Annotated in this window: 24 protein-coding genes and 1 riboswitch; of the genes, 8 read left to right on the top strand and 16 right to left on the bottom strand. The window is 74.5% G+C overall.

The genetic code is table 11. From position 1 onward, the window contains the following. Nucleotides 1–309 precede the first annotated feature (309 nt). Entirely contained in the window at nucleotides 310–765 is a 456-nt protein-coding gene (locus tag CNX65_RS06040) for a GNAT family N-acetyltransferase (RefSeq protein ID WP_198320436.1), read from the bottom strand. A 168-nt stretch (nucleotides 766–933) separates the two neighbouring features. Between CNX65_RS06040 and CNX65_RS06035 the strand changes: the two genes are divergently transcribed. The 3 genes from CNX65_RS06035 to CNX65_RS06025 all read left to right on the top strand — a co-directional run bounded on the left by CNX65_RS06035 (nucleotide 934) and on the right by CNX65_RS06025 (nucleotide 3,427). After that, nucleotides 934–1,851, top strand: coding sequence for an SPFH domain-containing protein (locus CNX65_RS06035; protein ID WP_096491875.1), 918 nt, complete (start codon nucleotides 934–936; stop codon nucleotides 1,849–1,851). A 1-nt stretch (nucleotide 1,852) separates the two neighbouring features. Further along, on the top strand, nucleotides 1,853–2,122 hold the full coding sequence (locus CNX65_RS06030) for a hypothetical protein (protein ID WP_096491874.1): 270 nt from the start codon (nucleotides 1,853–1,855) through the stop codon (nucleotides 2,120–2,122). A gap of 534 nt (nucleotides 2,123–2,656) precedes the next feature. Next, nucleotides 2,657–3,427 carry a VOC family protein gene (locus CNX65_RS06025; protein ID WP_096491873.1) on the top strand — a complete coding sequence of 257 codons (771 nt, stop codon included), beginning with the start codon at nucleotides 2,657–2,659 and terminating at the stop codon, nucleotides 3,425–3,427. Here the strand turns inward: CNX65_RS06025 and CNX65_RS06020 are convergent. Continuing rightward, the gene (locus tag CNX65_RS06020) at nucleotides 3,396–4,199 is read right to left on the bottom strand and encodes a TSUP family transporter (protein WP_096491872.1); all 804 of its coding nucleotides are present in this window, start codon (nucleotides 4,197–4,199) and stop codon (nucleotides 3,396–3,398) included. The genes CNX65_RS06025 and CNX65_RS06020 overlap by 32 nt on opposite strands. A 268-nt stretch (nucleotides 4,200–4,467) precedes the next feature. On the opposite strand from CNX65_RS06020, the gene rpsT reads away from it, so the two are divergent. Beyond that, complete coding sequence (rpsT, locus tag CNX65_RS06015; RefSeq protein ID WP_015800049.1) at nucleotides 4,468–4,728, top strand: 30S ribosomal protein S20; 261 nt, start codon at nucleotides 4,468–4,470, stop codon at nucleotides 4,726–4,728. A gap of 434 nt (nucleotides 4,729–5,162) precedes the next feature. Here the strand turns inward: rpsT and holA are convergent, their stop codons facing one another. Beyond that, nucleotides 5,163–6,131 (bottom strand): DNA polymerase III subunit delta, encoded by a 969-nt coding sequence (holA, locus tag CNX65_RS06010; RefSeq protein ID WP_177154531.1) that lies wholly within the window; start codon nucleotides 6,129–6,131, stop codon nucleotides 5,163–5,165. Nucleotides 6,132–6,246: 115 nt separating this feature from the next. Then, nucleotides 6,247–6,362, top strand: a riboswitch (SAM riboswitch). Nucleotides 6,363–6,372: 10 nt separating this feature from the next. Here holA and thrC point away from each other — a divergent pair. Further along, nucleotides 6,373–7,638, top strand: coding sequence for a threonine synthase (thrC, locus tag CNX65_RS06005; protein WP_096491870.1), 1,266 nt, complete (start codon nucleotides 6,373–6,375; stop codon nucleotides 7,636–7,638). A gap of 499 nt (nucleotides 7,639–8,137) precedes the next feature. Here thrC and CNX65_RS06000 read toward each other — a convergent pair whose 3' ends face one another. The 11 genes from CNX65_RS06000 to CNX65_RS05950 all read right to left on the bottom strand — a co-directional run bounded on the left by CNX65_RS06000 (nucleotide 8,138) and on the right by CNX65_RS05950 (nucleotide 18,383). Further along, complete coding sequence (locus CNX65_RS06000) at nucleotides 8,138–8,605, bottom strand: hypothetical protein (protein WP_096491869.1); 468 nt, start codon at nucleotides 8,603–8,605, stop codon at nucleotides 8,138–8,140. Between the two features lie 71 nt (nucleotides 8,606–8,676). After that, entirely contained in the window at nucleotides 8,677–10,989 is a 2,313-nt protein-coding gene (locus tag CNX65_RS05995; protein WP_096491868.1) for a DNA internalization-related competence protein ComEC/Rec2, read from the bottom strand. A 340-nt stretch (nucleotides 10,990–11,329) separates the two neighbouring features. Continuing rightward, entirely contained in the window at nucleotides 11,330–12,058 is a 729-nt protein-coding gene (locus CNX65_RS05990) for a ComEA family DNA-binding protein (protein ID WP_232519716.1), read from the bottom strand. Between the two features lie 107 nt (nucleotides 12,059–12,165). After that, nucleotides 12,166–13,008, bottom strand: coding sequence for a DegV family protein (locus tag CNX65_RS05985; RefSeq protein WP_096491867.1), 843 nt, complete (start codon nucleotides 13,006–13,008; stop codon nucleotides 12,166–12,168). Nucleotides 13,009–13,019: 11 nt separating this feature from the next. Then, entirely contained in the window at nucleotides 13,020–13,751 is a 732-nt protein-coding gene (gene octT / locus CNX65_RS05980) for a diglucosylglycerate octanoyltransferase (protein ID WP_096491866.1), read from the bottom strand. Beyond that, entirely contained in the window at nucleotides 13,748–14,362 is a 615-nt protein-coding gene (locus tag CNX65_RS05975; RefSeq protein ID WP_096491865.1) for a histidine phosphatase family protein, read from the bottom strand. Before CNX65_RS05975 ends, octT begins: the two co-directional genes overlap by 4 nt. Further along, entirely contained in the window at nucleotides 14,359–14,805 is a 447-nt protein-coding gene (gene rsfS, locus CNX65_RS05970) for a ribosome silencing factor (protein ID WP_015800040.1), read from the bottom strand. Before rsfS ends, CNX65_RS05975 begins: the two co-directional genes overlap by 4 nt. Nucleotides 14,806–14,929: 124 nt before the next feature. Next, nucleotides 14,930–15,523, bottom strand: a complete 594-nt coding sequence (gene nadD / locus CNX65_RS05965) for a nicotinate-nucleotide adenylyltransferase (protein WP_096491864.1) — start codon at nucleotides 15,521–15,523, stop codon at nucleotides 14,930–14,932. A gap of 74 nt (nucleotides 15,524–15,597) precedes the next feature. Further along, entirely contained in the window at nucleotides 15,598–15,819 is a 222-nt protein-coding gene (locus tag CNX65_RS05960) for a ferredoxin (RefSeq protein ID WP_096491863.1), read from the bottom strand. Between the two features lie 2 nt (nucleotides 15,820–15,821). After that, nucleotides 15,822–17,006, bottom strand: coding sequence for a cytochrome P450 (locus CNX65_RS05955; RefSeq protein ID WP_096491862.1), 1,185 nt, complete (start codon nucleotides 17,004–17,006; stop codon nucleotides 15,822–15,824). Between the two features lie 114 nt (nucleotides 17,007–17,120). Then, nucleotides 17,121–18,383 carry a glutamate-5-semialdehyde dehydrogenase gene (locus CNX65_RS05950; protein WP_232519715.1) on the bottom strand — a complete coding sequence of 421 codons (1,263 nt, stop codon included), beginning with the start codon at nucleotides 18,381–18,383 and terminating at the stop codon, nucleotides 17,121–17,123. Nucleotides 18,384–18,473: 90 nt separating this feature from the next. On the opposite strand from CNX65_RS05950, the gene CNX65_RS05945 reads away from it, so the two are divergent. From CNX65_RS05945 to CNX65_RS05935, 3 genes are all read left to right on the top strand, one after another. Continuing rightward, entirely contained in the window at nucleotides 18,474–20,549 is a 2,076-nt protein-coding gene (locus CNX65_RS05945; protein WP_096491860.1) for a RecQ family ATP-dependent DNA helicase, read from the top strand. Nucleotides 20,550–21,015: 466 nt separating this feature from the next. Further along, entirely contained in the window at nucleotides 21,016–21,561 is a 546-nt protein-coding gene (locus CNX65_RS05940; protein ID WP_096491859.1) for a GNAT family N-acetyltransferase, read from the top strand. Between the two features lie 78 nt (nucleotides 21,562–21,639). Then, nucleotides 21,640–22,920, top strand: coding sequence for an MFS transporter (locus CNX65_RS05935; protein ID WP_096491858.1), 1,281 nt, complete (start codon nucleotides 21,640–21,642; stop codon nucleotides 22,918–22,920). A 60-nt stretch (nucleotides 22,921–22,980) separates the two neighbouring features. Here CNX65_RS05935 and proB read toward each other — a convergent pair whose 3' ends face one another. Both proB and obgE read right to left on the bottom strand, forming a co-directional pair. Further along, a complete protein-coding gene (gene proB, locus CNX65_RS05930; protein WP_096497635.1) occupies nucleotides 22,981–24,093 on the bottom strand; it encodes a glutamate 5-kinase in 1,113 nt (370 codons plus the stop codon). Nucleotides 24,094–24,113: 20 nt separating this feature from the next. Then, nucleotides 24,114–25,580: a GTPase ObgE gene (gene obgE / locus CNX65_RS05925; protein ID WP_096497634.1), complete on the bottom strand. Its 1,467-nt coding sequence runs from the start codon at nucleotides 25,578–25,580 to the stop codon at nucleotides 24,114–24,116. Nucleotides 25,581–25,630 lie beyond the last annotated feature (50 nt).

Raw genomic sequence — 25,630 nt, 5'->3', positions numbered from 1 at the left:
TTCCGGTGGTGGCGGGCGGTGGCGGGCCGGGTGGTCCGCGTGGAGTCCGGCGGCGGGCGGCGGTCGGGCGAGGGGGTGCGGCGGGACGGCGGTCGGGGTGCCTCGGGCGGGGGAACGGGGGTGTCCCCGGCGGTCGAGCGGGCGGGCGTCCCCGACCGTCCGGTGTGGACACGGGTCGGGAACCAGCCGATCGGCCCAGCGGCGGGGACGGCCCGCGGGGCGCTTGCGGGACGGCCCGGCGGTCGCCCGGCCGGTCGCTCACCGCCCGGCACGTCCGCCTGCCGTCCACCGGCGGCGCGGGCCCGCCGCTCACCCGAGGTCGAGCTCCATCCGCCGGTGGTCGTGCTCGGCCGGTCCGACGTCGCGCCAGCCGAGGCGGGTGTAGAAGGCGCGGGCGCGGGTGTTGGGGGCGAACACGTGCAGCCACGCGGTGGTGTTGTCCGCGCCGCGCAGGTCGTCGAGCGCGGCGTCGTGCAGCGCGCGGCCGACTCCCGTGCCCCAGTGCGGCGGGTCGACCTGGAGCTGGAGCAGCTCCCCGTCGAAGCTGACCAGCGCGAAGCCCGCCGGGACGCCAGCCACCTCGGCGCAGGTCCACAGCCGGTCGCGCCGGTCGTAGTCGAGCCCCTTGGCGCGCAACTCCTCGGCCCACTCGGCCAGCTCGGCCTCGGGCAGGTGCCCCTCGTAGTAGCTGCGGCGGGCGCGGACGTAGAGCTCGACGAGCGGGGCGGTGTCGCGCCCGATCGGCCTGCGCAGGATCGGTTCCACGGGAGTGGGACGCACCGCCCGGCGCACCGGTTTCCCCGCTCCCGCACCGGCCGCCCCGCCGGTCGCCCGCGAACCCGGAGTTGCGCGCACCCCCACCTCGGGTGCTATAAAAGTGATATCACTTTGCTAGAGCCGCCAAGGTGCGGCGAGGGGGAGAGGGGTGGCGCGATGAGCGTGACGACGAGCGAGGTGCAGGCGCGGATGCCGGCTCCGGCGGTGCGCGAGCACGAGCTGACGGGGGTGGGCGGCGCGATCGTGGCCGTGGTGGGCTTCCTGGCCGTGCTCGGCGGCGCGGGGCTCGTCGCCCTGGGGATCGTGCAGGCGGTCAACATCCCGCTGATCGTGGTGGGGGCCCTGGTCTCGGCGGTCGCGCTGGTGGTCCTGGGCGGGCTGTTCACGGTCGCGCCCGGCGAGGCGCGCGTGGTGCAGTTCCTGGGCCGCTACACCGGCACGGTGCGCGCCGACGGCCTGCGCTGGACGAACCCGTTCACCACGAAGGCGAAGGTCTCCACCAGGATCCGCAACCACGAGACGACCACGCTGAAGGTCAACGACGCGGACGGCAACCCGATCGAGATCGCCGCGGTCGTGGTGTGGCAGGTCGACGACACCGCGCGGGCGATGTTCGAGGTGGACGACTTCGTGCAGTTCGTGGCCACGCAGACCGAGACCGCCGTCAGGCACATCGCGACCAGCTACCCGTACGACAACCACGACGAGGCCGGGCTGTCGCTGCGGGAGAACGCGGACGAGATCACCGAGACCCTGTCGGTGGAGATCGCCGCGCGGGTCCAGGCGGCCGGGGTCAAGGTCATCGAGTCGCGGCTGACGCACCTGGCGTACGCGCCGGAGATCGCCCAGGCGATGCTCCAGCGGCAGCAGGCGGGCGCGGTGGTCGCGGCCAGGTCGCGGATCGTGGAGGGCGCCGTGGGCATGGTGCAGCTGGCGCTGGACCGACTGGCCGAGGAGGACGTGGTGGAGCTGGACGAGGAGCGGAAGGCGGCGATGGTGTCGAACCTGCTGGTGGTCCTGTGCGGTGACAAGGCGACGCAGCCCGTGGTCAACACGGGGTCGCTGTACCACTGACGTGGCCGAGCGCAAGAGCGTCCTGCTGCGCCTGGACCCGGCGGTGCACGACGCGCTGACCAGGTGGGCGAACGACGACCTGCGCAGCACGAACGCGCAAATCGAGTTCCTGCTCCGCCGGGCCCTGGCCGAGGCGGGCAGGCTGCCCGGCGGAGCCGGGGCCCCGGCCCGCAGGGGCCGCCCGCGCAAGGCGGCGCGGAAGGACGACGAACCAGGACCGCAGGAACCCGATCCGACGACACCCCCGGAGCCGCCTCCCCGGAACGAGTGACTCCCGGTCGGGGGCTGGGGGGATCGGGGGAAGCAGGGGGGCGCCTGCCCCGGCGGCACACCTCACGAGAGGTGGCCGCCGGGGCAGGCGCTTTTCCACGCACGGGCTTCGAAGCCCGCTCGCGCGGACGGGCTCAGCCGCCCCGGACAGCTCGCCCTCGCACATCCGCCACCATCACCCGCCATCGGCGATCGGCCACCCACCACCGGCGGTAGGCCACTGCGCCCCTGCGCACCCGCCACCACCGGCAGTCCGCCACCCGCCACCGGCGGTCGGCCACCCTCCACCGGCAGTCAGCCAACCGCCACCGGCAGTCCGCCACCCACTACCGGCAGTCCGCCAACCGCCACCGGCGGTCGGTCACCAGCCGCTAGCCGCCAGCCCTCTGGTCACCGCTACCCCGTCACCGACGCTCTCGCCGCCGCTCCCCCACCACACCCCTCCCCCGCGCGCCAGTCCACCCGCCGCCGCTCCCCGAGTGGCGACCGGTGCGGTCAGGTGCCACCGTCGTTGCGCTGCCGCCGAGGAGGCCCCATGACCGAGCTGACCGAACCGCACCCGCAGGGCGCCCCCGCGTGGGTCGACATGATGACCGGCGACCGGGCGGGCGCCGCCGAGTTCTACGGCGGGTTGTTCGGCTGGGACTTCGAGCAGGCCGAGGCCGGGCGGACGCGGGCGCTGGTGCGGGGCAAGCCGGTCGCCGGGTTCACCGGGGTGCCGGGCGACTCGCTGCTGCCCGTGGTGTGGACGACGTACTTCGCCACCGACGACCTCGACGACACGCTCGCCCTGCTCGTCGCGCACGGCGGCACGCAGCTCGGCCCCGCGTTCGACGCGGGCGCGGACGGCCGGGGCGCCCTGGCGGTCGACCCGACCGGCGCGGCGTTCGGGCTGTGGGAGGCGGGCACGCACATCGGGGCGCACGTGGTGCGCGAGCCGGGCGCGGTGTGGTGGAACGAGCTGGCCACTAGGGACGCGGCGGGCGCGGTCGAGTTCTACCGGGCGGTGCTCGGGCTGGAGCCGGACCCGGCTCCGGGGTCCGGCTACCGGCGGTTGTCGCTGGACGGCCACGTGGTGGCGGGGGTGTTCAGCATGGACGACGCGGTCCCCGAGGGGATACCGGCGCACTGGATGGCCTACTTCACCGTGCCCGACGCCGACGTGGCCGCGACGCGCGCCCGCGAGCTGGGCGGCGTGGTGGTGCACCCGGTGGTGGAGGTCCCGTTCGGGCGGTTCACCACGCTGGGCGACCCGTCCGGCGCGACGTTCCGGATCATCCAGCCACCGCCTTCACCCCGAGGCTGACCACCAGCGCGACCACGACGGTCAGGAACACCCGGCGCACGAACCCGGACCCGCGCCGCACGGCGAGCCTGGCCCCGACGACCGCGCCGCCCGCGTTGCACACGGCCATGACCGCGCCCAGCCCCCACAGGACCTTGCCCGCCGGGATGAAGTAGAGCAGCGCGCCGAGGTTCGTGGCCACGTTGACGATCTTGGCGGTGGCCGAGGCGGGCACGAACGCGAACCCGATCAGCCCGACCAGCAGGAACACCAGGAACGCCCCGGTGCCGGGCCCGGCGAGCCCGTCGTAGAAGCCGATCACCGCGCCGCCTGCGCCCATCGCGGTGAGCTGCGCGGGACGGCTGAACCGGGGCCGGTCGGCGACGCCCAGCTCGGGCTTACGCCAGGTGTAGAGGCCGACGCCGAGCAGCGCGACGAGCACCACGGCGTTGAGCACGCCCGGTTCGAGGCTGCCCGCGAACGCCGCGCCCCCGACCGCGCCGACGAACGCCGCGAACGCCATCGGCAGGGCGGCGGCCCAGTCCACGGTGGTCTGCACGGTGTAGGTGCGCACGGCCGCGGCGGTGCCGACGACGGCGGCGACCTTGCTGGTCGCGAGCGAGTAGATCGGTTGGCCACCGGGCCCGATGAGCAGCATCGCGGGCAGCTGGATCAGCCCGCCACCGCCGACAACGGCGTCGACCGCGCCCGCGAGCGCGGCGGCGAGGCAGAGGAACAGCAGCCCGGCGAGGGACACGTGGCCGAAACCGGACCAGTCGAGCGGGGTCGTCACGGGCGCACGGTAACCGGACAGGTGTACGGCTACCTCAGTGGTGTGGTGCAGTTGACTCCTTACCGGCGCAGGTCACCGCCCTCGGCCCCGGATTGGCTGCGCCCGGTGACCGTTTGCTACCGTTGTCGCCGCGTACCGCGCGGCATTCCGCCGTGGAGGAAACCCGCCAGCCAGGTCGAGCGCCCCGCGAGGGGTGGCCGGTCGCGGCCGGTGGAGCTGAGCTACCAGCGCGGTGCGCACCCAGGACTCAGGAAAAGGTGGCTTTCGCATGGCGAACATCAAGTCCCAGCTCAAGCGGATCAAGACGAACGAGAAGGCGCGCCTGCGCAACAAGGCCGTCAAGTCGTCGCTGAAGACCGCGATCCGCAAGTTCCGCGAGGCCGCCGAGGCCGGTGACAAGGACAAGGCCCTCGCCCTGGTGCAGGACGCGTCCCGCAAGCTGGACAAGGCCGTGTCCAAGGGCGTGATCCACGCCAACCAGGCCGCGAACAAGAAGTCGGCCATGGCGAAGCGCGCCAACCAGATCTGATCACCCCAGATCCGGCGGGCTGCGACCGCAGCGGCTGAATGGGCGCCGCACTCCACCGGGGTGCGGCGCCCGTCGCGTTAGCGGACACCGCAGTGCGGCGGCGGCTCGCGCAGGCCGGTGGGCGGCTCATGCCAGCCGCGATTCATCTGCATCAACGGGCTGCCCGCGTCAGCGGCGAGTAGCCGCCCCGTGCAGACACCGGCCCGCGCACACCAGCGGCAGGCAGCCCAAGCCGACGCCTGCCCGCCCACACCAGCAGCGGGCAGCCCGTACCGGCGCAGGCCCACCCACGTCAGCGGTGGGCAGCCCACGCCGACACCGGCCCGCCCACGTCAGCGGTGGGCGGCCCGTACCGGCGCAGGCCCACCCACACCAGCGGCAGGCAGCCCGTGCCAGCGCCACCCGCCTGACCGCGGCGGTGACGGGTTCTCGGGTCAGCGGCGCGCGCCGCCGTGGGCCCGGACGATGTTGAGCACCGCCCGTTCCAGGGCGTAGCCCGCGTCCGCCGCCATGCCCTTCACCTCGGCGTTCAGGTCGGCCACCACCGTCATCGCGCGCGCCAGGCCGTCGCCGTCCCAGCCGCGCACCTGCCCCTGCGCCTTCTTGATCTTCCACGGCGGCATCCCCAGCTCGCCCGCCAGCTTGAACGGGTCGCCGCGGCCCACCGCGGACACGCGCGCCACCGTGCGCACGGCGTCCGCCAGCGCGTCGGCCACCAGCACGTGCGGCACGCCGAGCTGCAGCGCCCACCGCAGCGCCTCCAGCGCCCCCGCCCGGTCGCCGACGACGGCCTTGTCCGCGACCGCGAACCCGGTCACCTCGGCCCGTCCCCGGTGGTAGCGGCGGACCGCCTCCTCGTCGACCTTGCCGTCGGTGTCGGCGACCATCTGGGACGCCGCCGCCGCCAGTTCGCGCAGGTCGGAGCCCACGGCCTCGATCAGCGCCCCGATCGCCGCCGGATCGGCCTTGCCGCCCGCCGCGCGGATCTCGTTGCGCACGAACGCCTCGCGCTCCGGCGCCCTGGTGATCTTCGGGCACTCGGTCACCTCGGCCCCGGCCTTGCGCAGCGCGGCGGGCAGCTCCTTCGCCGCCTTGCTGCGCCCGCCACCGGTGTGCACGACCACCAGCGTCACGCCGTCCGCGGGCGCCTTCACGTAGGAGATGACCGCGTCCGCGATCTCCTTGCTCGCCTCCTGCGCCGCCTCCAGCGCGATGACCCGCCCCTCGGCGAACAGCGACGGGCTGACCAGCTCCGCGAGCTCGGGAGGCGTGAGGTCGCTCACCCGGACGCGGGTCAGATCGGCCTGCGGGTCGGCTTCGCGCGCGGCTGCCAGCGCGGCGCGCACAGCCCGCTCGACCAGCAGTTCCTCGTCACCGATCACCAACTGCACGCCATGGCTCACCACCCGATCCTCCCACGCCGCCACCGGGCCCCCGGCCGCCCCGCCGGGTCCGCATGGTGGACGTCACTGGCCACGGGCCGGGAGCGTGCCGTACGTTCGAAGCACAACCGAATACCGCTCATCCAGAGGGGCAGAGGGATCGGCCCGAAGAAGCCCCGGCAACCTGTCACCAGTCATCGACTGGGTGATCACGGTGCCAATTCCGACCCGCGAAAGCGGGAAAGATGAGGAGAACCTCGCGATGACCGCTGTCAGCAGCGCACCCTCGACCAGCACCTCCTTCGACCTCGGCCCCGCTCGGGCGCTGTCCTGTCGGGAGTGCGGCCACGAGACCCCGCTCGCCCCCGAGTACGCCTGCCAGGAGTGCTTCGGCCCCCTGGAAGTGGCCTACGACTTCGGCCGCGTGCGGCGCGAGGACATCGAAGCGGGCCCCCGCTCCATCTGGCGCTACAAGGGCCTCCTCCCCGTCCCGCCGAACGTCTCCGCCCACCCGAACACCGAGCCCGGCGGCACCCGCCTCATCCAGGCGGACAACCTGGCCAAGGCGCTGGGCGTGCGCAAGCTGTGGGTCAAGGACGACACCGGCAACCCCACCCACTCGTTCAAGGACCGCGTCGTCGGCGTCGCGCTGGCCGCCGCCCGCGAACTGGGCTTCCGCGTCCTGGCCTGCCCGTCCACCGGCAACCTCGCCAACGCCGTCGCCGCGGCCGCAGCCCGCGCGGGCTGGCAGTCGGTCGTGCTCGTCCCCTCCTCCCTGGAGCGGGCCAAGATCCTCATGTCCGCCGTGTACGACGGCTCGCTGATCACCATCGACGGCACCTACGACGACGTCAACCGGGTCGCCCAGGAGCTCGCCGCCGAGAACGAGGACTGGGCGTTCGTCAACGTCAACGTGCGCCCGTACTACGCCGAGGGCTCCAAGACCCTCGGCTACGAGGTCGCCGAGCAGCTCGGCTGGCGCCTGCCCGAGCAGATCGTCATCCCCATCGCCTCCGGCTCGCAGCTCACCAAGGTCGACAAGGCGTTCCGCGAGTTCGGCTCCCTCGGCCTGGTCGACGAGACCCCGTACCGCGTCTTCGGCGCGCAGGCCACCGGCTGCTCCCCCGTCGCGACCGCCTTCAAGGCGGGCCACGACACGGTCGTCCCGGTCCGCCCGGACACCATCGCCCGCTCCCTGGCGATCGGCGCCCCGGCCGACGGCCCGTACGCGCTGGACAGCGTCCGCCGCACCGGCGGCGCCATCGAGGACGTCACCGACGAGGAGGTCGTCGAGGGCATCCGCCTGCTGGCCCGCACCGAGGGCGTCTTCGCCGAGACGGCGGGCGGCGTGACCGTCGCGACCGCGAAGAAGCTCATCGAGTCGGGCAAGCTCGACCCCGACGCCGAGACCGTCCTGCTGATCACCGGCGACGGCCTGAAGACCCTCGATGCCCTCGGCGACCGCGTGGGCCCGCGCGCCACCGTCGCAGCGAGCGCCGACGCGGTCATCAACGCCCTCAAGGACTGACACCAACCGTCCTCAGGACCGAGACCACCCCTCCCCCTCAGCCCTCCAGCACCAGCAGCCCCAGGTGGGTTGGCACCGCCTCGCCGCAGGCGAGACCACCCCACCCGACGGCTGGAATCCGCCGAGCAGCACCCGCTACCGGACCTCAGGGGCCGGACCACGGGAACCGAACCGTAGGAGGCCGGACCACGGGGGCCGGACCACTGGAGCTGGCCCTCAGGGACCGCACCGACTGCCGAACTGCCGGGGCGGCTCTGGTCAGCGCGTCAGAACATCCAGCACTCCTTTCCGCAGCAGCACTGAGCGGTCGCGTTCCCCGTGGTGGTGCTCATCGCGTCACCACCGGGGCGGTTGATCGGTGGCCACGCGTTGAGCGGGTCGGCGCGGGGCGTCCCGGCCGTGCAGGCTCCCGCCGTGCAGGGCAGGCCCGTGCACGGTGGTGTCGGGTGGTCGCCGTCCCTGGGGCGCGGGACGCGGGGCGCGACTCCCCGGCACTCGGTCACCGGAGCTCCTCCGCGGTGCGCAGCCAGCCGGTCCTGGGGAACTTCTCCAGGCCCGACAGCACGTGCGGCCCCACCGGTTCGGTGGAGACCCGCCACGCGGTCAGGCGTTGCGGCCACGGCACCCGCTCCTTGAGCTGGTTGTACGGGTGGGCGTGCCAGGTCTCCGGCGGGAAGCTCAGGCCCTCGTCGAACAGCTCGTCCGCCACGAGGCGGTAGGCGTCCTCTGGCGAGTCGACTTCGGTCGTGCCCAGAAAGGCCTGCACGGTCGCCTTCGCCACCACGCCCCTGCGCCCGCCGTCGAGCTTCTGGCACACGTAGTAGGCGAACGACGGCCGCAGCTCCTCGGTCGGCCACGGGTCGGCGTTGTAGCCGGGCTGCCACAGCGCCCAGCCGAGCGCGCCGTCGTGGTCGTTCGGCATCCAGTCGCCGTGCAGCCGGATCCAGGTCTCGCTGGTGGTGCCCATCTCGTCCTCTTCTCCCTCGTCCCGGCCCACGTCGGCCGGGTGCTGTCGTCGTTCGGTCTCTCCCCCCCGCCTCACGGGGGCAGCGGGTCGCCCCGGCGGGCGACCCTGGTTCCCGGCCCGCCACCGAGCACGGCGGTGTCGCCGTCCCGGTCGGTGCGCAGGACCAGCGCGCCCCGCCGGGCCAGCGCGTCGAGCAGCACGCCGCTGGGGTGGCCGTAGCGGTTGCCCGCCCCGACGCTGACCAGCGCCACGCTCGGCCGCACCGCGTCCAGGAACGCGGGCGAGGTGGCCCGCGCGCCGTGGTGCGGCACCTTCAGCACGTCGGCCCGCAGGTCGACGCCCCCGTCGAGCAGCTCCGCCTGCGCGGCCAGCTCGACGTCACCGGTCAGCAGCACCCGTCCGGCCGCGGTGGTGGCCCGCAGCACCAGCGAGGCGTTGTTGACCGCCGTGTTCGCGTCCTCCACCGGGCCCGCGGGCGGACCCAGCACCTCCAGCCGCAGCCCCGGCCAGTCCAGGCGCTGACCGGTGGTCAGCTCCAGCACGGCCACCCCGGCGGATCGCGTCCGCGCGACGACCTCGGCCCACGCCCAGTCCGGCACCCGCGCCGGACCGACCGCCACCGCGCCCACCTCCCGCTCGGCGAGCACCTCGGCCAGCCCGCCGATGTGGTCGGCGTGCAGGTGGCTGAGCACCACCAGCGGGATGCGCCGCACCCCCAGCCGCCGCAGGCAGCCGAGCACCGGCACCGGGTCGGGCCCGGTGTCGACCAGCACCGCGCGGCCCCGCTCCGCCGTCGCCAGCAGCACGGCGTCGCCCTGGCCGACGTCGCAGGCCACCACCGACCAGCCGGGCGGCGGCCACCTCGGCGCGACCACGTCCAGCGGCACCAGGACCAGTCCGACGCCGAGCACGAGCGCGACCAGCAGCGCCCGCAGCCGCCTGAGCCGCAGCAGCGCCCACCCGACCACCAGCGCGACGGCCAGCAGCGCGCCACCGGTCCAACCGCCCGGCCAGCGCACCGAGGCTCCGGGCACCCCGCTCGCCCACCTGGCCACGGCGACCAGCCAGGACACCTCCGGGCCAGCCAGGCGCACGGCCAACCGCGCCGCCCCGTCGTGCACCTGGGCGAGCACCGCCGCCGCCACGCCGAGCACGGTCGCGGGCGCCACGACCGGCGCGACGACCAGGTTCGCCAGCACCGCCACCAGGCTCACCTCACCGGACAGCCCGGCCACGAGCGGCGCGGTCGCCAGGTGGGCGGCCACCGGCGCCGCCAGCGCCTCGGCGAGCCCGCGCGGCACGCCCCGGCCCCGCATGGCCTCGGCCCAGCGGGGTGCGAGGAGCACCAGCGCGGCGGTCGCCGCCACGGACAGCCCGAACCCCGGCGCCACCGCGAGCGCGGGGTCGTGCAGGACGAGGAGCACCACGGAGGCCGCCAGCGCGGGCAGCGCCGACCGCTCCCGCCCCAGCACGAGCGCGAGCAGCGCGATCGCGCCCATGACCGCCGCCCGCAGCACGCTCGGCTCGGCGCCCGCCAGCACCACGAACCCGACCAGCGCCGCCATCGCGCCCGCCGCGCACGTCCTCGGCCCCGCGCCCACCACCCGCAGCACGAGCAGCACGGCCCCGCACAGGATCGCCAGGTTCGCCCCGCTCACGGCGAGCAGGTGGGACAGGCCCGAGGTGTGGAACTCGTGGTCCACCCTCGGCAGCACGCCCTCCGTGTCACCGACGACCAGCGCGGGCAGCAGACCCGCCGGTTCCGGGTCGAGCACGGCGCTCGCCTCGCGCAGCCCGGCCCGCAGGGACTCGGCGGCGCGCTGCCAGACCGGGGCGGGCCCGACCTCCGAGGGCGGGCCGCGCACGCGCAGCAGCGCCACGGTCAGCTCGCCCTCGCGGGCCGGTGCGAGCGCGCCCCGCGCGGTCACCAGCTGGCCGGGCAGCAGCTCCCGCCACCGCTTCGCGGGCGCCAGGAGCAGGACCTGACCGCCGTCGTCCAGCTCCGCGCGCAGGAGCACCGAGTCGACGCCGCCCTGCTTGGCCGCGAACCCGGTGGAGCGCAGCCCGCGCGGGCGGTCCACCACCTCCAGCCGCAGCTCGACCACCTCGGCCCGCGTCGCGGCGGCCCGCAGCGGGTGGTGCTCGGCGGCGTGCAGGGGCGGGCTCAACCAGCAGGCGGCGATCGGGCTCGTGACGAGCAGCGCGAGCGCGGCCGGTCGGCACCGGCGGAGCAGGACGAGCGCGAGGGCGGTCGCGACCACCGCGACGGCGATCACCACCCACCACGTCCACCGCAGACCGCACAGCGCGGCCAGCCACACCGCGAGCGCGGCGGGGACGAGATGGGCTCTCGGGTCGGCGAGCGCCTTCCACGGGACTGCCACGACTACCTCCGGGAGGAAGGAAGAGATAAGGAAAGGAAGGGGAATGAGTGAGCGGCGAGAGGACAGGAGGGGGTGGAACGCCGGGTGGACGAGGAAGTGGCTGGACGGGCGCGGCGGCCGGGAGGCGGGCGTGCGGGAGCGGAAACCGGCTGAGCGGAGCGGGCAGCGGGAAGGGCGAGCCGTGGGGAGCGGACCTGCTCGGGGCAGGTTCGGGCGGTGAGAAGGGCAGGCGGGAGCTGCCCGTGCGGGAGCGAGCCGGGCGGGCGTGGTGGGTCCGGGTCCGGGTCCGGTGTGGACGGTGGAGTGGCGCGCCGAGTGGGCGGGGCCTAGTGGGAGCCGGTCAGACGCGGATCAGGTCGGCGAGCTTGGCGAGCTTGCTCCCGCCGATCCCCTCCACCTCCCCAAGCTGCTGCACCGAGGTGAACCGCCCCCGCCGCGCCCGGTGGTCGACGATGCGCTGCGCGGTCACCGGACCGACCCCCGGCAGGGCGTCCAGCTGCTCCACCGTCGCGGTGTTGATGTTGACCGGCGCGGGTGGTCCGGCGCCGCCGACCGCAGGGGGCACCCCCACGGCGATCTGCTCGCCGTCGGTGACCTTGCGGGCCAGGTTCAGCCCGGTCAGCGACGCCCCCGGTTTCACCCCGCCCGCCCGGCTGAGCACGTCGGCGACCCGCGCGCCGTCCTCGACGGTGACCAGGCCGGGCGCGTGCACCTCCCCGGCCACGTCGACCACCAGCACCGGCGGCGCGGCGCTGCTCGACGTGGCCTCGGCGACCGGCAGCACCGGCACCTGCTCCACCACCGCATCGCGCTCACCCGCGGCGAGCGCAGCCGCCAGCACGGCGCCGACCCCGGCCACGCCCAGCAGCGCGACCCGCCGCCGGTGGTGCGCGGCGGAGGGCAGCAGCCCGCGCAGCCGGAGCAGCAGCCCCGGCGGGTCGGCGCCACCCTCCGAGGTGGCGAACACGACCGTCGGCGCGTCCTCGGACCGGTGCTTGCCCGGTGGGTTCCCCATCAGGGTGCGGAGCCGGTCGGAGGAGTCCTCGTCCTTCACGTGGTTGTCGAACACGGAACCGACGCTAGGTCCGGGCGGGCAAGCGGAACCAGCGACGAACTCGGGATCTGTGGACAACTCGGGACCTGTGGAGAACTCCCGCGCGTCCCGCGGAGAACGTGCTAGGCGAACCCGCCCGGCAGCACCACGATCCCCAGCACACCGGGCCCGGTGTGCGCCCCGATCACGGCCCCGACCTCGGAGATCAGGCACCCGGACGCCCCCGGCACCCGCTCGTCCAGCAGCGCCGCCAGCTCCACGGCCCGCTCCGGCGCGGCCAGGTGGTGCACCGCCAGCGCCACCGGCCCGCTCCCCGCGGCGGCGGCGGCCAGGTCGACCAGCCGCGCGGCGGCCCGCCCGGCGGTGCGCACCTTCTCCAGCGGCACGAGCCTGCCGTCCTCGACGTGCAGCAGCGGCTTCACCGCCAGCGCCGTCCCCACCAGCGCGGCCGTGGTCCCGATCCGCCCGCCCCGGCGCAGGTGCTCCAGGGTCTCGACGCAGAAGAACACCCTGACCCGCTCGGCCGCCGAGGTCGCGGCCCGCTCGGCCAGGTCGAGGTCGGGCCCGGCAGCGGCGGCGGCCAGCGCGGCGAACCCGAGCCCCATCGCGGTGGCCCGCGAGTCGACGACCCGCACCTTCACCGGGTCGACCTGCGCGGCGGCCAGCCGGGCGGCCTCCCAGGTCCCGGACAGCGCCCGCGACAGGTGCACCGACAGCACCCCGTCCGCCCCGCCGTCCAGCAGCTCCCGGTACACCTCGGCCAGCTCCTGGGGCGTGGCGCGCGACGTGGTGACCCTGCGGCGCTCCCCGAGCGCGGCGGTCAGCTCCCGAGGCCCGAAGTCGACCCCGTCGAGCCTGCTCCTGCCGTTCACCGACACGTGCAGCGGGACTACCCGGACCCCGCGCGAGGCCGCGAAGCCGTCCGGCAGGTAGGAGGTGGAATCGGTGACGATCGCAATGGCCACGACTGCCGAGACTACGGGCCGCCCGGCGACCCCCGCCGCACGGATGCGGCCTCGACCAGGGCCGCCATCGCGGTCCCGACCGCCCGGTGCGACTCCCAGCCCCAGTGCATCCCGTCCGGGTTGCCCAGCCCGTCCCGCAGGTGCGCCCGGACCAGCGCGGGGACGTCCAGCAGCGGCACACCGTCCGCCTCGGCCCACTCCCGCACCGCCCGCTCCCCCGCCGCGCGCCCGGTGTGCACGTTCGCGTACAGCGGGGACCGGTGCACCGAGGGCACCATCCCCACGGCGGGCAGCCCCGGCCGGAACTGCCGGACCGCGCGCAGCGAGTCCGACAGGTACCGCCCGGTCAGCGCGGGCGGCAGCGCGACCGGACGCCCGCCGGTCGCGCGGGACAGCACCGGCTGGGCGGCCCGGTAGAGCGCGCGGGCGCGCCGCCGCAGCCCGTCCGGACGCAGGTAGCGCAGCCCCTGCCGCAGGTAGGTCGGCAGGGGCGAGGGCAGCGTGTCCATGTGCCCCACGGCCAGCACGAGCACGTCGGTGCGCGGCAGCAGCGCCCACACCCTCGGGTCGCCGGTGAGCGCCCACCAGGCGTCGCGGGCGGTCCACCCGAACCCGGCGACCAGCTCGGCCCGGCCGCCCAGCGCGGCGGCGGCCACGTTCGGCCACAGCCCGGGGTCGTCGGCGGGCAGCGGCCCGGCCGGTCCGTGGAAGGTGAGCGAGTCGCCGATGACGAGCAGTCTCACCTGGTGGTTCCGGCGTTGTACGAGGTCAGCCGCCACCTCGGGTCACCACCGGGACGGCGGGTGAACACCGTCCAGTGGCAGTTGCTGATGCCGCCGAGCAGCCCCCAGCGGTCCACCGGCAGCTCCAGCAGCCTGCCGGTGAGCGAGCTGATCAGCCCGCCGTGGGCGCACAGCAGCGCCGTGCCGTCGGTCTCCGCGTCGACCTCGGCGACCACCTCGGCGGCCCGCTCGGCCACCTCGACGCGCGCCTCGCCGTCGGGCGGGGAGATCGTGCCGTCGAAGCGCCACGCGCCGAGCGCGCCCGGCCACTCGGCCTCGATCTCGTCGACGGTCAGCCCCTGCCACTTGCCCAGCCGCGTCTCGCGCAGCCGGGCGTCGACGCGCAGGGGGACGCCGGTGGCCTCGGTGAACACGGTCGCGGTGTCGCGGGCCCTGCGCAGGTCCGAGGCCACCACCAGCTCGGGTGCGAACGCGGTGAGGACCGGGACCGCGAACCGGGCCTGGTTCCACCCGGTCTCGGTCAGCTCCGAGTCCAGGTGGCCCTGCATCCGGCCGGTCGCGTTGTAGTCGGTCTCACCGTGCCGCCACAGCACGAGCCGGGAGAGCGTCATGCCCGGTCGACCTCGTCGGCGGCAGCCTCCCCGGTGCTGCTCGCGGTGGTGTCCTCGCCGGTGGCGTCCTCGTCCGGGGACGAGGGGCCCGCGTCGAACTCGATCCGGGGGCAGTCCTTCCACAGCCGCTCCAGGCCGTAGAAGCTGCGCTCCTCCGAGTGCTGGACGTGCACCACGACGTCCACGAAGTCCAGCAGGACCCAGCGGCCCTCGCGAGCGCCCTCCCTGCGGACCGGCTTGCGCCCCGCCTCGCGGAGCTTCTCCTCGACGCCGTCCACGATCGCGCCGACCTGCCGCTCGTTGGGAGCGGAGGCGATCACGAAGCAGTCGGTGATGACCAACTGCTCGGACACGTCGAGGAGGATCACGTCGTGCGCCTTCTTGTCGGACGCCGCGTTCGCGGCGACCAGCGCCAACCGTCGTGCCTCGTCGGTGGCTGCCACGTTTCTCCTCATCACCTCGGCGGGAACTGGTGCGCCCGCACGAGTCAATGAGGGTACCTGCGTCCCGACCCGCTCCGGCACCGAGTAACGCCGGACCGGGCGCAGGTCACGCCGGGGGTGGGGTTCAGCCGGGCAGCGAGTAGAGGCCGCGCTTGGAGATGTACTGCACGACCCCGTCCGGCACGAGGTACCAGACGGGCAGCCCGTCGGCGGTGCGGTCGCGCACGGCGGTGGAGGAGATGGCCATGGCGGGGACCTCGACGAGGCTGACCGCGCCGGGCGGCAGGTGCTTGTCGTCCAGGGTGTAGCCCGGCCGGGTGACGCCGATGAAGTGGGCGAGGCTGAAGGCCTCGTCGGCGTGGTGCCAGGACAGGATCTGCTCCAGGGCGTCCGCGCCGGTGATGAAGAACAGGTCGTCGTCGGGGTGCGCGGCCTTCAGGTCGGACAGGGTGTCGACCGTGTAGGTGGGGCCCGCGCGGTCGATGTCGACGCGGCTGACCGAGAAGCGCGGGTTCGACGCCGTGGCGATGACCGTCATGAGGTAGCGGTCCTCGGCGGCGCTGACCTCCCTGGCGGACTTCTGCCACGGCCTGCCGGTGGGCACGAAGACGACCTCGTCCAGGTCGAACCGCGCCTGGACCTCGCTGGCCGCGACGAGGTGACCGTGGTGCACCGGGTCGAAGGTGCCACCCATGACGCCTATGCGACGCTTGGACATGAGTGGTCAGCGTAGTTCCGGTCAGCCGTCCGGCCCGGTACGTGCGTCACTTGATCGGGTGACGTTCCCCACGGTCAGTCCTGCGGTGCGACGACCTCGCCACCCGCGTCGCGCACCAGGATCGCCTCGACGGGGCAGGACTCGGCGGCGTCCACGACCTCCTCCGAGGGCTCGACCGGGGACGCCAGCGGCGTCGCCCTGCCGTCGTCCAGCCGGAAGTGGTCCGCGGCGATGGCCGCGCACATCCCCGACCCGATGCAGGTGTCCCGGTCGACCTCGACGCTCCACCCGGCCACGGCTACCACCGCACCGGCAGGCTCTGCGGGCCGCGCACCAGCCTGCCCCGCTTGAACACCGCCTCGCCCGCCGGTTCCAGACCGGGGAACCGCGCCAGCAGCGTCCCCACGGCGACCTGGAGCTCGACCCTGGCGAGCTGGGCCCCGACGCAGTGGTGCACGCCGTGGCCGAACGCGACGTGCGGGTTGGCGGAGCGGTGGAAGTCGAGCTCGTGGGGCCGCTCGAACACCTCGGGGTCGCGGTTGCCGCTCGGGATGTCCACGAACACCGCCGCGCCCTTGGGCACGGTCACGCCGCTCAGCTCGACGTCCTCGGTGGCGATGCGCGGGAACCCGGCCGAGCCGCCCAGCGGGGTGAACCGCAGCAGCTCCTCCACGGCCCTGGGCACGAGCGCGGGGTCGGCGCGCAGCTCGGCCATCTTGTCGGGGTTGGCCAGGAGGGTGTGGGTGAAGTTGGCGATCTGGTTGGCCGTGGTCTCGTGCCCGGCGGCCAGCAGCGTGACGCCGAAGGTGACCACCTCGGTCGCGGTGAGCGAGCCGCCGCCGTCGTGGGCGGTCACCAGGTCGGTGAGCACGTCGTCACCGGGGTTGGCGCGCTTGTCCTCGACCAGCCCGGCGATGTACTCGCGCAGCGACTGAGCCGCGGCGAGGACCTCCTCCGGGGTGAACGCGGTGATCGACATCGCGGCGTCGGACCAGGCGCGGAACCGGTCGCGGTCGGCCACCGGGACGCCGAGCATCTCGCAGATGATCGTGATGGGCAGCGGGAGCGCGAGCGCCTCGACGACGTCGGCGGGCGGGCCCTGCTCCTCCATCGCGTCCAGCAGGTCGTCCACGATCTCCTGGGCCCTGGCGCGCAGCAGCTCGGTGCGGCGGGCGGTGAACCCCTTGGCGACGAGCTTGCGCAACCGGGTGTGGTCCGGCGGGTCCATGGTGAGGATGTTGGCGTCGGCGCGGTGCAGCGGGAACGTCCTCGGCAGGTCCGCGCCCAGCTCCAGGGTCGCCGCGCGGCTGAACCTCGGGTCGCCCAGGACGGTCTTGACGTCGGCGTGCCGGGTGACGAGCCAGGCGTCGCCGCCGTAGGGCAGCCGGACCTGGGAGACCGGTTCCCGCTCCTGCAGCTCGAGCGCGGTCGGGTCGGGTCGTAACTCGACGGCCTCGTTGAACGGGTAGTTGCGGACCTCCACCAGGCACCCCCGGAAGCGAGCGATTGCTGTCGCCCGACAGTAGGCATCCGATTACCGAGGGTCAACCACATTCGGCGGGCCCCGACGGCTCTCCGCCGCCGGGGCCGCGCCCGCTCAGGACGAGGGCCGGACGTGCCCCTCGCCCCAGACCAGCCACTTCGAGGAGGTCAGCTCGGCCAGGCCCATCGGGCCCCTGGCGTGCAGCTTCTGCGTGGAGATGCCGATCTCCGCGCCCATGCCGAACTCGCCGCCGTCGGTGAACGCGGTGGAGGCGTTGACCATGACCGCCGCCGCGTCGACCCGCTTGGTGAACAGCCTGGCCGCGCGCACGTCGTCGGTCACGATGGCCTCGGTGTGGCCGGAGCCGTGCGCGGCGATGTGCGCGACGGCCTCGTCCAGCGAGCCGACGACGCGGGCCGCGATGTCCATCGACAGGTACTCGGTGTCCCAGTCCTCGTCGGCGGCGGGCACGACGCCCTCGCCCGCGAAGCCCTCGCCGCCGTGCACGGTCACGCCCGCGGCCTGGAGCGCGGCGGTGATCCTCGGGACGAACTCGGCGGCCACGTCCGCGTGCACCAGCAGCGACTCGGCCGCGTTGCACACGCTGGTGCGGCGGGTCTTGGAGTTGAGCACGATCCGCTCGGCCGAGTCCAGGTCGGCGGCGGCGTCCACGTACACGTGGCAGTTGCCGACGCCGGTCTCGATCGCGGGCACGGTCGCCTGCTGCACGACCGCGTTGATCAGGCCTGCCCCGCCGCGCGGGATCACCAGGTCGACCAGGCCGCGCGCGGTGATCAGGTGGGTGACCGAGGCGCGGTCGTGGGACGGCAGCAGCTGCACGGCGTCGGCGGGCAGGCCGGTGGACTCCAGCGCGTCGCGCAGGACCGCGACCAGCGCGGTGTTGGAGTGCTCGGCGGAGGAGGAGCCGCGCAGCAGCGCCGCGTTGCCGGACTTGAGCGCCAGGCCCGCGGCGTCGACGGTGACGTTCGGGCGCGCCTCGTAGATCATGCCGACGACGCCCATCGGGACGCGGACCTGCCGCAGCTCCAGGCCGTTCGGCAGGTTCGAGCCGCGCAGCACCTCGCCGACCGGGTCGGCCAGGCCCGCGACGGTCTCCAGACCGGCCGCGACGCCCTCGATCCTGGCCTCGGTGAGGGTGAGGCGGTCGAGGATGTTCTCCGGGGTGCCCCCGGCCCGGCCCGCCTCGACGTCCTTGGCGTTGGCCTCCAGCACCTCGTCGGCGCGGGCGCGCAGCGCGGAGGCCATCTCCAGCAGCGCGGCGTCCTTGCGCTCGCGGGTGGCCAGCACCAGCTCGTCCGCGGCGACACGGGCCCGCCGGGCCGCCTCGTGCACCTGTTCCCGCAGGTCATCAGTCACGAGACCCAGGTTACTTTCACCTGATCGTGGTTGTCGCGCAGGTTACCGGGGGCCGGATTCCTGTCGGGGGCGTCTGGGAGGGTTCACGCCATGGACGACAACGCGCTCCGCGCACTGGCGGAGGAGAGGCTCAGGGCACTGGCCGGTCCGGGCGCCGTGCTGCGCGAGGACCAGTGGACGGCGATCCACGCGCTGGTGGCCCTGCGCAGACGCGCGCTGGTCGTCCAGCGCACGGGGTGGGGCAAGTCGGCGGTCTACTTCATCGCCACCGCGCTGCTGCGCTCGCTGGGCGAGGGGCCGACGGTGATCGTGTCCCCGCTGCTGGCGCTGATGCGCAACCAGGTCGACGCGGCGGCGCGGGCGGGCGTGCACGCGGCGACGATCAACTCGGCGAACACCGACGAGTGGCAGGACGTCCAGGAGCGGGTGGCGGCGGGCGAGGTCGACGTGCTGCTGGTGTCGCCGGAGCGGCTGAACAACCCGGACTTCCGGGACACCGTGCTGCCCTCGCTGACCGCGTCGGCCGGGCTGCTGGTGGTGGACGAGGCGCACTGCATCTCCGACTGGGGGCACGACTTCCGGCCCGACTACCGGCGGCTGCGCACGCTGCTGACCGAGCTGCCCGCCGGGGTGCCGGTGCTGGCGACCACGGCCACGGCCAACGACCGGGTGGTGCGGGACGTGACCGAGCAGCTGGGGCTCGGCGCGGGCTCGGACGCGCTGGTGCTGCGCGGGCCGCTGGACCGGGAGAGCCTGCGGCTGGCGGCGATGCGGCTGCCCACGGCCGAGGCGCGGCTGGCGTGGTTGGCCGAGCGGCTGGCGGAGCTGCCGGGGTCGGGGATCGTGTACGCGCTGACGGTCGCGGCGGCGGACGACGTGGCGGCGTTCCTGCGCGAGCGCGGGTACGAGGTGGTGGCCTACTCGGGGCGGACGGACCCGGCGGAGCGGCAGCGGGCCGAGGAGGACCTGCTGGCCAACCGGGTGAAGGCGCTGGTGGCGACCTCCGCGCTGGGCATGGGGTTCGACAAGCCGGACCTGGGGTTCGTGGTGCACCTGGGCGCGCCGCCGTCGCCGATCGCGTACTACCAGCAGATCGGCCGCGCCGGGCGTGGTGTGGAGCGGGCGGAGGCGCTGCTGCTGCCGGGGCCGGAGGACCGGGACATCTGGGCGTACTTCGCGTCGCTGGCGTTCCCGCCGGAGCGGGTGGTGCGGCAGGTGCTGGCGGCGCTGACCGACGAGCCCCGGTCGACGGCCGCGCTGGAACCGGTGGTGGAGCTGTCCCGCACCCGGTTGGAGGTGGTGCTGAAGGTGCTCGACGTGGACGGCGCGGTGCGGCGGGTGCGCGGCGGGTGGGTCGCGACGGGACGGCCGTGGGAGTACGACGAGGAGCGGTACGGGCGGATCGAGCGGGCGCGGCAGGCCGAGCAGCGGGCGGTGCTCGACTACCTGGACACCGAGGGCTGCCGGATGGAGTTCCTGCTGCGGCAGCTCGACGACCCGCACGCGGCGCCGTGCGGGCGGTGCGACAACTGCACGGGGCAGCGGGTGTCGGCGGCGGTGTCGGAGGGCGCGGCGACGGCGGCGCGGGAGCGGCTGCTGCGGCCGGGCGTGGACGTCGCGCCGCGCAAGATGTGGCCGACCGGGATGGCGGCGGCGGGGGTGTCGCTGTCGGGGCGCATCCCGGCCGGGGAGCAGGCGGCGACCGGGCGGGCGCTGGGGCGGCTGACGGACATCGGGTGGGGCAACCGGCTGCGCTCGCTGTTCGCCGAGGCCGACCGGGAGCTGCCGGACGAGGTGTTCGCGGCGTGCGTGCAGGTGCTGTCGGCGTGGGGCTGGGAGCGGCGGCCGGTGGGGGTCGTGTCGGTGGGGTCGCGGACGCGGCCGGAGCTGGTGGGCAGCTTCGCGCGGCGGATCTCGGAGGTGGGCAGGCTGCCGCAGCTGGGGACGGTGTGGCTGGGGGCGGCGGTGCGGCGGGCGAACAGCGCGCAGCGGCTGGCGGGGCTGGTGTCGGCGTCGCGGGTGCCGGATCTGAGCGGGGTGGACGGGCCGGTGCTGCTGGTGGACGACCAGGTCGACACGGGCTGGACGATGACGGTGGCGGCGAGGCTGCTGCGCGGGGCGGGGGCGCCGGAGGTGCTGCCGTTCGCGCTGGCGGTGACGGCGTGAGGGCGGGGTGGTGACGGGGGGCGGGGGTGAGTTGAGGCGGGCTGGGGTGCGGTGTGCCCACGCGTGTGGGGAGGACGCCGCGCAAGCAGCCGAGATCCAGGGCGATGCGGGAGCACCCCGCGTGCGCGGGAAGGAACCTGCGGGGACGGACCGCCGGAGGGGGACCCGCGGAACACCCCCGCGTGCGCGGGGAAGGCCCGGCGGGCTGGTTGATCGCCGCCACGCCCGCCGGAACACCCCCGCGTGCGCGGGGAAGGCCCTTTTTGGCCTGCGGGTTCACCGCTCGAAACAGTGTTGTGCCTTCACCTGGGTCGTCGCCAGCCCGAACTTCGGGTGGGGTGCGTCTCGGTGGGTGACGTGTCCGGGTGGTGTGTTCGGGAGCGCGTGGCGGGGTGGGGCTGGCGGCGGTAGTGGTGGAGGGGTGACTGGAGGGGTTGCGGCAGCGGGTGGGGGCGGGTGGGCCTTCGTGTTGCGGACTGAGCGGTTGGTGTTGCGGCGGTTCAGCGCTGAGGACGCTGGGGCGTTGTCCGCCTACCGCTCCGATCCCGAGGTGGCTCGGTACCAGTCCTGGGAGCCGCCCGTGCCGTTGTCCCGCGCCCTGCTGCTCGCCGACGAGATGGGTGAGGCCGATCCCGGAGCACCGGGGTGGTTCCAGTACGCCGTGGTGCTCGACGGGGAGTTGGTCGGGGACATCGGGGTGCACCTGCACGAGGACCTGCGCAACGCCGACATCGGGTACACGTTCGCTCGGGCGCACCAGGGCAAGGGGTACGCGACCGAGGCTGTCGCGCGGGTGCTGGAGGACCTGTTCACCGTCCGCGGGGTGGAGGAGGTCGGGGCCGAGTGCGATTCGCGGAACGTCGCCTCGGCGAAGTTGGTGGCGCGGTTGGGGTTCCGGTTGGTGGAGCGGGTCGAGCAGGCCGAGTGGTTCAAGGGGGAGTTGATCGACAGCCTGGTGTTCCGGTTGTCGGCTCGGGAGTGGCGGCGGAACCGGGGCGGGCAGGCGGGCTGAGAGGGTTGGTCACCCGTCTTGGCGGAGGTCCGCACCTCGGGCTTTCCGGTCTGCGAGCAGGTGTGCCAAGGTCCGGGGATGGGTGAGTCTGGTGGCACGGGTGGTGGTGTGCGGCACCGGTTACCGGTGCGCAAGCTGGTCGCGGCCAGTGCGGGCAACGCGATCGAGTGGTTCGACTGGACCATCTACGCCACGTTCAGCATCTACTTCGCCACCCAGGTGTTCCCGGCGTCGGACGAGCGGCTCGCGCTGATCAACACGTTCGCCACCTACGCGCTCGCGTTCTTCTTCCGCCCCCTCGGCGGCTACCTGCTCGGGCGGTTCGCGGACCTGCGCGGGCGGCGGACCGCGATGCTGCTGACCATCGTGCTCATGGCGGGCGGCTCGCTCGCCATCGCGGCGCTGCCCACGTACGAGCAGGTCGGGTGGCTCTCCCCCGCGCTGCTGCTGCTCGCCCGCGTCGCCCAGGGGCTGTCGCTGGGCGGCGAGGTGTCCAACGCGTCCGCCTACCTCGCCGAGATCGCGCCCGCCGACCGGCGCGGGCGGTACTCGTCGTTCTTCTACGTCTCCACCGGGTGCGCGCTGCTGCTCGCGTCGCTGCTCGGGTTCGGGCTGGCCAGGGCGCTCACCACCGCGCAGCTCGCCTCGTTCGGGTGGCGGGTGCCGTTCCTGGTGGGCGCGGTGCTCGGGCTGGCGGCGCTGTGGCTGCGGCGCGACCTGGAGGAGACCGAGCACTTCGCGCGGGGCCGCGCCAAGGCCGTCGAGCTGCGCAGGCCGCTGCTGACGACGCTCCGGGACCACCCGGCCGCCGTGGGCAGGCTCGTCGGGTTCAGCATGGCCTCGACGCTCTGCTACTACACGTTCTTCAGCGCGCTCACCCCGTTCGCGGTCAAGACCAGGGGCGCCGACGCGGGCGACGTGTTCCTGGCGCTGTCGATCGGGACGTTGCTGTTCGTGGCGCTCCAGTACCCGATGGGGGCGCTGTCCGACCGGATCGGGCGCAGGCCGCAGATGCTGGTGTGGACGGCGCTGACGGCGGTCGGCGTGGTGCCGTTGTCCACGCTCATCGGGCCGGGGCTCGGCGGGCTGCTCGTGGTGTTCTGCGCGGGACTGGGGCTGTACACGGCGATGACGTCCATCGCGCCCGCCGTGATGAGCGAGCTGTTCCCCACCGAGCTGCGCGGGCTGGGCATCGGCGCCTGGTACAACCTGACCGTCGCCCTGTTCGGCGGCACCGCCCCGCTGGTGATCAACGTGCTGAGCGGGGCGCAGTTCTTCTGGTACGTGGCGGCGGGAGCGACGATCGCGTTCCTGGTCGTGCTCACGCTGCCGGAGACCAAGGGGGCCGTGCTGCGCTGACCGCGAGCGCGGCAACACCGCGACAGGCACCCGGAACCGGGCCCGGAGCCGAGGCGGCGATCAAGCCGTCAGCGGCACCAGGTCGTCCGCGTGCACGACCTCGCGGCGCTGCTCCGGCGGCAGCTCGCCGCTGGAGTGGCCGATCAGGGCGGGCAGCTCGGCCGCGTCGAACGCCACCACTCCCCTGGCCACGACCTCGCCGTCCGGGTCGACCAGCTCCACCACGTCACCGGCCTCGAACGCGCCCTCCACCGCCGTGACGCCCGCCGCGAGCAGCGAGCGGCGGCGGGTGACCACGGCCGCGACCGCGCCCGCGTCCAGGACCAGCCTGCCGGTCGCCGCCGAGGCGTGGCCCAGCCAGAAGCGGCGCGCCGACAGCCTCGTGCCGGTCGCCGTGAACGCCGTGCCCACGTCCGCCGCGCTCAGCGCCCGCGTCGCGTCCGCGGCGCCCGCCAGCAGCACCGGGATGCCCGCCGACGCCGCCAGCCGCGCCGCGGCCAGCTTGGAGGCCATGCCGCCGGTGCCCAGCCCCGACGCGCCGACCGAGCCCGCGCGCACCCCGTCCACGTCGGACGGCCCGGTCACCTCGGGCACCCGCTGGGCGCCGGGCAGCCTCGGGTCGCCGTCGTAGAGCGAGTCCACGTCGGACAGCAGGAACAGCGCGTCCGCCCCGACCAGGTGCGCCACCAGCGCGGCCAGGCGGTCGTTGTCGCCGAACTTGATCTCGGCGGTGGCCACGGTGTCGTTCTCGTTCACCACGGGCACCGCGCCCAGCGCCAGCAGCCGGGAGAAGGTGCGCTGCGCGTTGCGGTAGTGCGCGCGCCGCACCACGTCCTCGGCGGTGAGCAGCACCTGCCCGACGGTCAGGTCGTACCGGCCGAACGAGTTCGCGTACGCGTGCGCCAGCGCCAGCTGCCCGACGCTCGCGGCGGCCTGCTGCGTCGCCAGGTCCCTCGGCCGCCGGGTGATGCCCAGCGGGGCCAGGCCCGCCGCGATGGCGCCGGACGACACCAGCACCACCTGACCACCGGCGGCCCGCCGCGCGGCGACCGCGTCGACCAGCGCGTCGAGCCGGGACCGGTCCAACCCGCCCTCGGCGGTGGTCAGCGACGACGACCCGACCTTCACCACGACCCGGCCCGCGGCGGCGACCGCCTGCCTGGCCTGGGACAGCACCACCGACCCGGTCACGCTCACACGTCCTCTTCGGCCGCTTCCACCCAGTCGCCGTACGAGCCCGGCAACCTGCGGGCCTTCTTCGCCGCGAGCCGCTCGCCCGCGCCGACGCGGTTGCTCGGCTCCAGCCGGGCGTCCGTGCCGCGCCCGGTGAGGGTGGCGGCGGCGATGCCCGCGGGCGTGGACGGCTCCCAGTCGAACACCAGGTCGCCGATGGTGACCTGCGCGCCGGGCACCGCGCCCATCTTGATGAGCACGTCCTCGACGCCGAGCCGCGCGAGCCGGTCGCCCAGGTAGCCGACGGCCTCGTCGTTGCTGAAGTCGGTCTGCTTGATCCACCGCAGCGGCCTCTCGCCGCGCACGATGAAGCCGCCTTCCTCCTCCGGGTCCTCCACCACGGTGAAGCCCTGGTCGTCGACGGCGGTGGGCCGCAGCACGATCCGGGTGGACTCCTGCACCGGGCGCGAGGCCCGGTACTCCTCGACCACGCGGGCCAGCGCGAACGTCAGCTCGCGCAGCCCCTCGCGGGTGGCGGTGGAGATCTCGAACACCGGAAGGCCGCGCGCCTCGACGTCCGCGCGGACGATCTCGGCCAGGTCCCGCGCCTCCGGGACGTCGATCTTGTTGAGCACCACGACGCGCGGGCGCTCCGCCAGGTCCTTGGACAGCGACGGCGTGTACTGGGCCAGCTCGGTCTCCAGCGCGTCGATGTCGGACAGCGGGTCCCGGTTGTCCTCGTACGTCGCGCAGTCCACGACGTGCACCAGCACGGCGCAGCGCTCGATGTGCCGCAGGAAGTCCAGGCCGAGGCCCTTGCCCTCGGACGCGCCGGGGATCAGGCCGGGCACGTCGGCCATGGTGAACACGGTCGCGCCCGCGGTGATCACGCCCAGGTTCGGCACGAGCGTGGTGAACGGGTAGTCGGCGATCTTCGGCTTGGCCGCGGACAGCACCGAGATCAGCGACGACTTGCCCGCCGACGGGAACCCGAGCAGGCCGACGTCCGCGACGGACTTCAGCTCCAGCACCAAGTCGCGGGACTCGCCGGGCTCACCGAGCAGCGCGAAGCCGGGCGCCTTGCGGGCCTTGGACGCGAGCGAGGCGTTGCCGAGGCCGCCGCGACCGCCCCTGGCGGCGATCAGGCGGGTGCCCTCGCCGACCAGGTCGGCGACGACCTCGCCGTCCTCGGTCATCACGACCGTGCCGTCCGGGACGCGCAGCTCCAGGTCGGCGCCGTTCGCGCCGTCCCGGTTCGCGCCCGCGCCCGCCTTGCCGCTGCCTGCGCTGGCGTGGGGGCGGAAGTGGAAGTCCAGCAGGGTGTGCACCTGCGAGTCGACGACCAGGACGACGTCGCCGCCCTTGCCGCCGTTGCCGCCGTCGGGGCCGCCGAGGGGCTTGAACTTCTCCCGGTGCACCGAGGCGCAGCCGTGGCCGCCGTCACCGGCAGCCGCGTGGATGACCACCCGGTCGACGAAGCGGGACACCGAGATCACTTCCTTGCTCTTGTGGTTCAGGAGGGGCGATCGCCCCCGGA

The organism is Actinosynnema pretiosum (assembly GCF_002354875.1).
In the GTDB taxonomy this organism is placed as follows: domain Bacteria; phylum Actinomycetota; class Actinomycetes; order Mycobacteriales; family Pseudonocardiaceae; genus Actinosynnema; species Actinosynnema auranticum.
Note: the sequence above shows the minus strand (reverse complement) of the source record. Positions and strands in the feature narration are given on the sequence as shown.

Excerpts from the sequence above, each read along its gene's own strand:
- CNX65_RS06035 (WP_096491875.1), top strand. The coding sequence starts at position 934 with ATGAGCGTGACGACGAGCGAGGTGCAGGCGCGGATGCCGGCTCCGGCG.
- CNX65_RS06025 (WP_096491873.1), top strand. The coding sequence starts at position 2,657 with ATGACCGAGCTGACCGAACCGCACCCGCAGGGCGCCCCCGCGTGGGTC.
- rpsT (WP_015800049.1), top strand. The coding sequence starts at position 4,468 with ATGGCGAACATCAAGTCCCAGCTCAAGCGGATCAAGACGAACGAGAAG.
- thrC (WP_096491870.1), top strand. The coding sequence starts at position 6,373 with ATGACCGCTGTCAGCAGCGCACCCTCGACCAGCACCTCCTTCGACCTC.
- CNX65_RS06000 (WP_096491869.1), bottom strand. The coding sequence starts at position 8,605 with ATGGGCACCACCAGCGAGACCTGGATCCGGCTGCACGGCGACTGGATG.
- CNX65_RS05975 (WP_096491865.1), bottom strand. The coding sequence starts at position 14,362 with ATGACGCTCTCCCGGCTCGTGCTGTGGCGGCACGGTGAGACCGACTAC.
- nadD (WP_096491864.1), bottom strand. The coding sequence starts at position 15,523 with ATGTCCAAGCGTCGCATAGGCGTCATGGGTGGCACCTTCGACCCGGTG.
- CNX65_RS05945 (WP_096491860.1), top strand. The coding sequence starts at position 18,474 with ATGGACGACAACGCGCTCCGCGCACTGGCGGAGGAGAGGCTCAGGGCA.
- CNX65_RS05935 (WP_096491858.1), top strand. The coding sequence starts at position 21,640 with ATGGGTGAGTCTGGTGGCACGGGTGGTGGTGTGCGGCACCGGTTACCG.